Annotated in this window: 5 protein-coding genes; 2 read left to right on the top strand and 3 right to left on the bottom strand. The window is 72.4% G+C overall.

The genetic code is table 11. The annotated features are described in order from the left end of the window. Positions 1-116: 116 nt before the first annotated feature. Genes AC30N0_RS12685 through AC30N0_RS12675 form a run of 3 tightly spaced genes read right to left on the bottom strand, consistent with a single transcriptional unit; the run spans position 117 to position 8,055 of the window. A complete protein-coding gene (locus AC30N0_RS12685) occupies positions 117-2,069 on the bottom strand; it encodes an HDOD domain-containing protein (RefSeq protein ID WP_489518269.1) in 1,953 nt (650 codons plus the stop codon). A 56-nt stretch (positions 2,070-2,125) separates the two neighbouring features. Then, positions 2,126-5,449, bottom strand: coding sequence for a UvrD-helicase domain-containing protein (locus AC30N0_RS12680; RefSeq protein WP_489518268.1), 3,324 nt, complete (start codon positions 5,447-5,449; stop codon positions 2,126-2,128). Then, entirely contained in the window at positions 5,446-8,055 is a 2,610-nt protein-coding gene (locus AC30N0_RS12675; RefSeq protein ID WP_489518267.1) for a PD-(D/E)XK nuclease family protein, read from the bottom strand. Before AC30N0_RS12675 ends, AC30N0_RS12680 begins: the two co-directional genes overlap by 4 nt. A 251-nt stretch (positions 8,056-8,306) precedes the next feature. Between AC30N0_RS12675 and trxA the strand changes: the two genes are divergently transcribed. Beyond that, the gene (gene trxA, locus AC30N0_RS12670) at positions 8,307-8,636 is read left to right on the top strand and encodes a thioredoxin TrxA (RefSeq protein ID WP_489518266.1); all 330 of its coding nucleotides are present in this window, start codon (positions 8,307-8,309) and stop codon (positions 8,634-8,636) included. A gap of 243 nt (positions 8,637-8,879) precedes the next feature. After that, positions 8,880-9,712 (top strand): transcription termination factor Rho (gene rho, locus AC30N0_RS12665; RefSeq protein WP_489518265.1); only part of this gene is annotated, 833 nt, incomplete at its 3' end.

The following is a 9,712-nucleotide window of genomic DNA, read 5'->3' as shown; positions in this document are numbered from 1 at the left end:
TCAGGCTCGTCACCTTCACGAACGGCTTCGGGCACGGCACGTGCCGGGGTGGGCTTTCCACGCCACCTTTCGCCGAGGCTTTCCATGCGCAAGTTGATCTTCGTCGCCATCGCCAGCTATCTCTGGACGAAGTAAGGCGCGCGCGCCTTGTCGGGTACGTCGCGAAGCTCGGCGCTTCGACGCTGAGGCGTCGCGACGATGCGCTCGGGCGCGTCGTCGGAACGGTCGTCGCCCTCGTCGCGCTCCAGGCTCGACGGCGGCATGGTCGCGTCGTCCCCTGCTTGCGGCACGGCATGCGCTGCGACGCTGCCGGCGCTAAGTGCAGCACGTGCCTCCTGCACTGCCGACTGCACGGCCTTTCGGTCCAGGCGCAGCGTGCGAGCGTAGCGCTGCGACACACGCTCCAGGAGCGGCCCTGCGGGTCCGCCAGGCAGGGCCAGCGCGTCGACGATCTCGTTGGCTGCGCTGGCGACGATGCGCAGGAGCTCCGCGTCGCCATCGGGCTTGCGCACAGCGGCGTCCAGAGGCAGACGGCGGATCATGTGCAGCACGTCGGGGCCCAGTCCCCAATGCCGTGCCACCGCCGTGCCCATCGAATCGATGTCGACGCCCAGGACGGCGAACGCGGCCGCGTCTTCGCCGAGGCCGGGCTGCTCGCCTTGCTGCAGATCGCCCGGCTGCGCCGGCGACGGCAGCTTCAGCTGCCGGATCTGCTCGGCCTCGTCGGCGAAGTGGTACTGCACCATCAGCCTGCCGAGGTTCTGCAGAACGGCGACCAGATACACCACCTCCGCGTCGTAGCCGGCGGGACGCAACGCCTGCGCCAGGTGGCCGGCCAGGCGGACCCCATCCATGGCCTCGCGCAGCGCGCCGGCACTGGCCTCGTCGAGCGGACCGGGCCAGACACGCAGGTTGTTCGCCGCGGCGCGCACGCCGTCCACCCCGATCAGCGCGACGACACGGCGCAAGGTCAGCACGGGCCCGTTGCCGGCGATCTGCGTGCCCTGCACCGGCGCGGAGTTGAGCACTCGCAGCAGCTCGAAAGAGAGCGCCATGTCAGGCAGCAGGTGGCGGGCGATCTCGTCGGTGCGCTGGCTCTCGACGCCGGTCACGCCCTGAACGCGAATGGCGAGGCCGGGCAGAGCCGGCAGATGACCGACCGTGCGCAGGCGGTCGAGCAGAAGCGCGATCGGGCCGCCGCTCTCGCCGGAGGCGGCCTCGTGCCAGCCCGTCAGCGCGTCGAGGAACGTGCGTGCGCTGCGATAGCGCAGGCGCGCCTGGCCGGAGGTGCTCCGGTCGACGATGGCGCGCAGCGGCTCGGCGACGGACTGCGGCGTGGTCCACGGCAGGCGCACGCCTTCGCGTCCGCGCGGTGTCATCCGCTCGATGACCTTGCCGGTGTCCGCCTCGCCGAGCGGCGGAGCGCCCGCGAGCAGCCGATGCAGCACCAGCCCGCAGGCGAGCACGTCGCGCTCGGCGGCCGTTCGCTGCGCGCGGAGCGAAGTCGGATCGAGCGCCGGCGCCGCGGCGCGAGCCGCGAGCCGCCCCGCGGCCGGCCGGGGGGCGTCGACCGTGGCCGCGGACAAGCCCATCAGGCTCGCCTCGCCGCGCTCGTTGACGACGATGCTGTGGAACTGCGGGTCGAGGTGGGAGATGCCGGCCTCGTGCGCGAACGCCAGCCCGCGCAGGATGCTCGCGGTCCAGCGCACCGCATCGTCGATCGACGGATGCGGGTGCTGCAGCAGCCATTCGTCGAGCGTGATGCCGGCACGACGGTCTAAGGCGATGAAGGGCCGGCGCTCGTGCATGCCGCTTTCGAGCACCGGCGTCAGGTCCGGGTGGTCGAGCCGCGCGGCGCGCCGCGCCGCCAGCAGCCATGCGCCGATGCCATCGGACCCGAGCGGCGCCGTTCGCGGCAGCATCAGCATCGCTTCCGCCGACGTGCGCGTGTCGACCGCCAGCCAGAGCATGGTGGCTTCGCTCCGGCCGAGCACGCCGCGCAGGGCGAAGTGGCCGAACGCGCGTGTCGGCGCACGGGGCGAAGGGGCCGGGGCAGCGGCGTGAGGCATCGGGAACGAACGGGTTCCCCGATTGGAGCCCAGCGGGCGCCGCACGGATGTGCCGATCAGCCTTCGAAAGCGACGCCTTCTGTCGTGCTTTTCACGCCCAGGGCCACCTCGACCACCCGGCCTCGGCTGGTGACGAAGGCGCAGCGGACCGTGGCGCCGGGCTGAGCCGCCTGGACGGCGTCGCGGTAGCGCAGGAGCTGCCGGCGGTAGGGCTCGAGCTCCTCCGGCGCCTGGCGCAGCTTGTAGTCGAGCACCCACCAGACCGGGCCGCTGCCGTCGTCGACGAGGACCAGGCGGTCGATGCGAAGGACCTCGCCGCCGTCGCTGACCGAGACCTCGTTGCCGCTCCAGCGGATGTGCGGGCCCTGGAAGAACGGTGCCGCGTCCGGGTGCGCCAGGATGGCCGCGACGATGTCTCGCACGGATGCCCTGTCGACGCCGAACTCGCGTGACGCTGCCGACGCGCACTCGTCGAGTGAGTGGGCAGCCGACTGCCCGGCCCACTCGAGGGCCCGGTGGATGGCACGCCCCAGCCCGGCGTAGGCCGACTCCGCCGCCTCCGTGTCGACCGGCACCGGTCGCGCCGGGACCGCGCGGCGTCGCCAGGCCGGAAGCTCGCGCACGGTGACCAAGTCCTTCCGCGCAACGCCGGCCCCGGGCCCTTCTCCGGCGGCGGGCACGACAGCGGGCCAGTTTGTCGCCAACGGGACCAGCCGAGTCCACCAGGTCGCCGCCGGCGGCCGCTGGTACGGGACGGTGGCACTGAACACCAGCGTGTCCCGGGCCCTCGACATGGCGACGTAGAGCCCGTTCAGCTCCTCCCGCTCGCGGGCCTGCAGCTCATGGCCCAGCACTTCGCGCAGGGACCGGGGGCAACGCGCCTCCGAGTACACGAAGGCACAGCAGGAGGGCCGCGCGGCCTCGACCGGCCAGTCGACGAGCAGCGTCGTCAGGCCGGGGTTCTGCCGCTCCGGATCGGCGTCCATGACGAACACCGTGCCCGCCTCGAGCCCCTTGGCGCCATGGACGGTGAGCAGGCGAACGGCACCCGGACGAACCGGAACCGAGGCCTTGAGGGCGCGCCGCTTGAGGGCGCGCACGAAACCGTAGGGCGTCGCGTAGCGGCCGCCGTCGAGGAACAGCGCCTGCGCCACGACCGCGTGCATCGCATCGAGGGCGAGGGCCTGCTGCTCGGCAGGCACGGCAACGACGGTGCGGGCGACGAGATCGCCTTCGTCGACGATGCGGTCGAGCAAGTCGTGCGGCGGCAGCACGCCGGCCAACTCGCGCCACCGCGGCAGCAGCACGCGGGCTCGTTCGAGGGCCGGGCTCGCCGACGGCAGCCGCAGCAGTGCCTGCCACCAATCGCGCTCCTCGCCCGCCTCTTCGGCGAGCGCGAGCAGGTCGGCGTCGGCGACGCCGAAGGCCGGGCTGCGCAAGGCCCGTGCGAGCGACAGGCGATGCGCCGGCGAGACGAGCGCATCGAGCAGCGCGATGAGGTCCTGCGCCTCGGTGGTCGCGGCGAGCGCGGTCTCCTCGACCGCGCTGTGCACGACCTGCTGGCGCTCGAGCGCGACGGCGACCAGGCGCAGCGACTGGCGCTTGCGGCAGAGGACGAAGATGTCGCCCGGGTCGGCGCCGGCATCGACGCGCTGGCGGACCGCGGCGGCCACGGTTTGCGCTTCCCGCTGGCGCAGCACCTCCTCGACCTCGCGTCGCGGCAGGGTCAGGCTGTCGCGCCAGACCGGCGCCGGCGCCCCCTTGCCGCTGCGCGCAGCCGGCGGCCGTGGCGTCGTCGGCAGCACCCGCAGCTCGCCCGGACGATCGCCTCCGACCGCCGTGCTGTGGGCGCGAAATCCGCTGAAGGCGCCTGCCTGCTCGGCGCTGCCGAACACCTTGTTGATCGCGGCGACCACGCCAGGCGCGTTGCGCCGCGTGTGGTCGCAGGCGAGGACCTGGCCGTCGAGACCCTCGCGCACAAAGACCGCCGCCGCCTCGAACACGCGGGGCTCGGCGCGGCGGAACCGATAGATGCTCTGCTTCGGGTCGCCGACGATGAAGACGCCGGGCGGGCGCTGCCCGCTGGCGCCGCCGCCGGCACCGGCATAGGAGGAGAGCCACGCATGGAGGGCGTGCCATTGCAGCGGGCTGGTGTCCTGGAACTCGTCGACCAGGAGATGGCCGATGCGCGCATCGAGACGCTCCTGGACCCAGCCGGTCAGTTCGCCGTCGCGCAGCATGGCCAGGGCGCAGCGCTCGAGATCGGCCATGTCGGCCAGCCCATGCGCGCGCTTGTAGGCCGCGAAGCTGGCGTGCAGCGCCCGCGCCAGGCGCACCATGCGCAGGTGCTCGGCGCGGGCGTCGTGCTGCAGGATCTGGTCGGCGACAAGTTCGAGGGCCGCCTGCGTCTCGGCCAGTCCGGTCGTGCCCTTGCTCAACGCGCGCGGCGAGTCGCTTCTGGTGAAGAGCGCGTCCCAGACCGCCGCGAAGCGTTCCGTGGCCACGGACGCCTCGAGGGCCACGGCCAGAGCGCGCGCAGCGTCCTGCGCCGGCTTGCCGGCGCGGCCCAGCGCGTCGGCGAGTTCGCGCAGACGATTGGCCCAGGCCGTCTCCATCAGCTGGTCGGCCGGGTGGCCTCGGCCGGCGAGCTCGGGCCACACGGCCTCCGCAGGCGCGACGCTGCCCTCGAGCACGCCGGCCTCGTCGGCGAGCTGGATCTCGACCTGGCCATCCCAGGCGACGCCGAGCCATGCCAGCAGCTGGTGCCGGCCGCGCCATGCGGTGAGCGACGCGTGGTCGGCGCGCAGCCCGGGGTCGGCGAGCACCGCGGCGTAGAAAGCGCGCATGACGGCCGGCCGATGGTCGTCCCAGTCCTCGACGAGTTCGACATCCGGTTGCAGGCCGACCGCGTCCAGCAAGGTCAGCGGCGCCGCACGCAGGAGCTGCGCGAACCAGCCGTGAAAGGTGCGGATCTCGAGCGGCCGATCGGCCGCGAGCACGCGTTCCTGCAGCCCCGCCAGCGCCGGCGCAAGGGCCTCGGCCCGAGCCGTCTCGAGCCCGCGCTCGCGCAGTGCCGCGACGCGCTCGCCGTGCGTCGAGCGCGGCCCGGCGAACGCGGCGAGCCAGGCGTCGAGGCGCTGCCGCATCTCGCCGGCGGCGGCCCGCGTGAAGGTGATGGCGAGGATCTCGTGCGGTTCGGCGCCGTCCAGCAAGGCGCGCAGCATGCGCGAGACCAGCATCCAGGTCTTGCCCGAGCCGGCGCACGCCTCGACGACGCAGCTTCGGCGCGGATCGCAGGCGGCGGCGTAGAAGGCTGCGGCGTCGACGAGGGCGCCGTCGATGCGCAGCGCCGGGGCCAAAGCCGGCGCGACCGCGGTCAAGGGTCGGCCCGCAGCGCGCCCACCGGAACCTCCGCGGCCGACCAGTGATCGCGCCGGCACAAGCCGCGGGCCTCGCAGAAGTCGCAGGTCGAGCCCTCGCCGAGCGGCGGCAAGGCTTCGCCGGCGCGGATGCGGCCCAGCTCGCGCGCCGCACCGGCGACGAGCGCCGCAGCGCTCGCCTCGACCTCGTCGTGGGCGATCGGCTCGATGCCGCGCGTCCCGTCCAGGGCCAGGTAGCTGGCACGCAGCGCCGCGCTGCCGCGGGATCCCACGAGGGCCGCGTAGAACGCCAGCTGCGTGTCCTCGAAGGCTTCGAGCTCCTTCAGCTTCGACGCGCTTCCCGTCTTGTAGTCGATGAGCTCGAGAACCTGCGGTCCCGTAGCGTCGGCGCCGGCGCGCCGGTCGATGCGGTCGATCCGGCCGTGCATCTCGATGCCTTCGAGCTCGGCAGGCGCGAAGACGATCTCGGTCTCGCCCTCGAGCCAAGCCCAGCCGGCACGCTCGCGCTCGTGCAGCCAGGCGATGTAGCGAGGCACGAACACCGCGAACGAGGCCCCGAAGGGCAGGAACGCGGCCGCGTCGATGTCGTCCTCGAGCCGCGCGGCATCGCCGATCGCGAGGAGGCGCTTCGCCTCGGCATCGGCATCGAGGCCGGCCGCGCCGGTGCCGGCACGCTCGACGTGGAACGCATGCAGCACCTTGTGCAGCCAGCTGCCGTAGTCGCGCTTCTGGATCTCGTCGTCGAGCTCCTCGGCCTCGCCAAGGCGCAGGACACTGCGCGCAAAGAACTTGTAGGGGCAGGCGCGCAGGGCCTCGAAGGCGCTGGCCGAGAGGCGCTGCGGCAGGGCGGCTGCGGGCGCGCGGGCCGGTGCGCGCAAGACCGGGGCCCGGGCCAGCGTTCGTTCGACGCGCGGGTCGATCCAGTCGCGAAGGTCGCGCCCGTGCGCCGCCAGCGACAGGCGCAGCCGCTCGACGAAAGGGCTCTCCGCGACCGGCTCGGTCGCGGCGCCGCGCCGGCGCAGCAAGGTCACGCGCGGGCAGCGAAGCGCCTGGGCGAAGGCGCGCAGCTCGTCGTCGCGACGCATGCGCGCCGACGGCAGCCCGAGATCATCGGCGAGGCTTCGCGGCAGCAGCGAGTCGTCGCGCGGCGCGGCGCCGAGGCGCTGGTCGTCGGCCGCAGGCATCACCACCGCCGCAAATGGACGCAGCGTGGCCCGCGCCAACGGCGTCACGACCACGTCGATCATGTCGGCTGCACCGTCCGGCGTCTGCTCTCCGCCGCCGCCACCGGGGCTCGGCGGGCGGAAGGTGACGCCCTCGAAGACGGCGTCGACCCAGCTGACGAACTCGGCGAAGCTCAAGGCGTCGACGTCGGTGTCGACGAGGTGTCGGCGCGCCGGCGGCAGCGGCGGCTCGAGCTGGAGCGCGGCGAGCGCCTGCCGGCCCGCGGCGTCGCCACGCAGGGCGTCGAGGGAGCCACAGTGCCCGAGCGCCGCCCGCAGCGCGTCCAGCCATGCCGACAATCTGCGTCGGTCGACCGCGACGAGCTCGTGCAGGATGGCCAGCCCGCGCGTGCGCAAGTCGGCGGCGGCGCCCTTCAGGTCGAGGCCGCCGATGGCGTCCCTGCGCGTCGTCCCCATGCGCCGGCACTCCGCCTCGATGATGGCCAGCGCCTTCGTGCGGTGTTGCACACCGACCGGTGCAGTCTTGAGCCAGGCCAGGAAGGCGTCGGCGGGCGCGAGCGGCCTGGCGGCCACGAGGAGGGCCATGACCTCGGCGCCGGCGCGCGTGGTGGACAGCTTCCACCCGGTCTCGTCGGCGAGCCCCACGCCCGCCCGCTCGAGCAGGGCGCGGACGCGGCGGACGAGGACACGATCCTGGGCGACCAGCGCCACCGGGCGCTCGTCGCGACCGAGGTGATCGAGCACCTGGGCAGCCGCTGCCGAGGCCTCGTCCTCGAACCCGTCGCAGACGCCGAAGGCGGGCGGTGTGGCAGCGGACGCTGCGAAGGCCGCGAAGGGAGCGTCGAGCGGGGCATCGGTCTGGATGACCAGCGATGGCGCGCCCGCGCGATGAACGAGCGCGTCGGCGAGCGGCTCGCACCCGCCCGCCTCGACGACGATCCACGCCGACGGACTCAACTCGAACAGCCGGTCGGTGTCCGGCGGCGGCGCGAGCATCGCCCACTCGAGGGCGACCTGCGCCAGCACGCGCTCGCGGGCACCCGGACCAGCGCGTCCCGCCAGGCCTCCCCGCGCCATCGCCCACCAGTCCGGTCGATCCATCGGCGGCATGGCGTGCGCGGCCTGCGCCAGCTCGTGCGCGGTGGCAGCGACGCGCGCCGCCGCGCGCTCGAAGCCGGGTCGATCGCGCCGCGACCATTCGGCACCCCACTTCTGCCTCGCGAGAAGCTGCGTCGCGAGCACCGTGTCGAGTGCGGCGTCGAAGCCGCGCTCCGTTCCCGCGTCGGTCGGCGGCCCGAGCGAGCGGGCCAGGGTCCGCGTCGTCTCGATGCGGGGCATCCAGGCACCGACCGCCGCGAAGGCACGCCGCGCCGGCCCCAGCAGTTCGACGAACGGAACGAGCACGACGGCGTCCCGCCACACGACGGACTCCGCACCACACCACGCCTGCGCCTCCTGCGCGATGGACCGCCATGGGTCGGCCGATCCGCTGTCCGACCACACGTGCCCGCCCGACGGTCGGCGCCGCGCCGGCGCTATCGTCTTCATAGGGAGTACATGGAGGTCGCGGGCGTCCTTGCGAGACTGATATGCCAGAATCATTGTGCCTGTCGCCGGCCCTTGCGGCCCGCGCCTGCGACCTCACTTCCTGAGGCACGGCACGAGGAATCATCATGAGCAGCGAGCTGATCACCCACACCTCCGACGCATCGTTCAAGGCCGACGTGCTGGACGCCAGCACGCCGGTTCTCGTCGATTACTGGGCCGAGTGGTGCGGTCCTTGCAAGGCCATCGCCCCGATCCTTGACGAGGTCTCGAGGGCCTACGACGGCAAGCTCCGCATCGCCAAGATGAACGTCGACGAGAACCGCGACGTGCCGGCGAAGTTCGGCATCCGCGGCATTCCGACCCTGATGCTGTTCAAGAACGGCCAGTTGGCCGCGACCAAGGTGGGCGCGCTCTCGAAGGCGCAGTTGACCGCCTTCATCGACTCTCACCTATAATTCGTCTTCAACGGAGTGCCCCGGCGTCGACCACGCCGGGCGCTCTTCCGGTATCAGCCGAACGCCAACCGGGCGAGATCATCTGTCGATCCGCCTGAGGTTGCCACCAGGCAAGGCCAGCAGCCACCCGCTGCGATCAGCACCTGACGACGCTCCCGGCTGCGCTCACACGCAGCCTGCGCCCCGGACACGCGCCGCGGGCTCTGACCACGGTCCCTCCTCCGCGCCCAGGCGCCCCCGTCCATGCACCTCTCCGAACTGAAGCTGAATCACGTCTCCGAGCTCATCAAGATGGGCGAGGCGCTGGAGATCGAGAACGTCGCCCGCATGCGAAAGCAGGAGCTGATGTTCGCGATCATGAAGAAGCGCGCCAAGGGCGGCGAGCAGGTCTTCGGCGACGGCGTCCTCGAGGTCCTGCCCGACGGCTTCGGCTTCCTGCGCTCGCCGGAAGCGAGCTACATGGCCTCGACCGACGACATCTACCTCTCGCCGAGCCAGGTACGCCGCTTCAACCTGCACACCGGCGACATGGTCGAAGGCGAGGTCCGGGTGCCCAAGGACGGCGAGCGCTACTTCGCGCTGGTCAAGGTCGACAAGATCAACGACCTCTCGCCCGAGGAGAGCAAGCACAAGATCATGTTCGAGAACCTGACGCCGCTCTTCCCCAAGGAGCAGTTCAAGCTCGAGCGCGATGTCAAGTCCGACGAGAACATCACCAGCCGGATCATCGATCTGATCGCGCCCATCGGCAAAGGCCAGCGCGCCCTGCTCGTGTCGGCGCCGAAGAGCGGCAAGACGGTGATGATGCAGAACCTGGCGCACGCGCTGATCGCCAACTATCCCGAGGTCTACCTGATCGTCCTGCTGGTCGACGAGCGGCCCGAGGAAGTGACCGAGATGCAGCGCACCGTGCGCGGCGAGGTCATCAGCTCCACCTTCGACGAGCCGGCGGCGCGACACGTCCAGGTCGCCGAGATGGTCATCGAGCGGGCCAAGCGCCTGGTCGAGATGAAGAAGGATGTCGTCATCCTGCTCGACTCGATCACCCGTCTCGCACGGGCGTACAACAACGTGCT

Source organism: Rhizobacter sp. (assembly GCF_031412495.1).
Lineage (GTDB): Bacteria > Pseudomonadota > Gammaproteobacteria > Burkholderiales > Burkholderiaceae_C > Schlegelella_A.
Note: the sequence above shows the minus strand (reverse complement) of the source record. Positions and strands in the feature narration are given on the sequence as shown.

Coding starts and splice junctions, on each gene's coding strand:
- AC30N0_RS12685 (WP_489518269.1), bottom strand. CDS start 2,069: ATGCCTCACGCCGCTGCCCCGGCCCCTTCGCCCCGTGCGCCGACACGC.
- trxA (WP_489518266.1), top strand. CDS start 8,307: ATGAGCAGCGAGCTGATCACCCACACCTCCGACGCATCGTTCAAGGCC.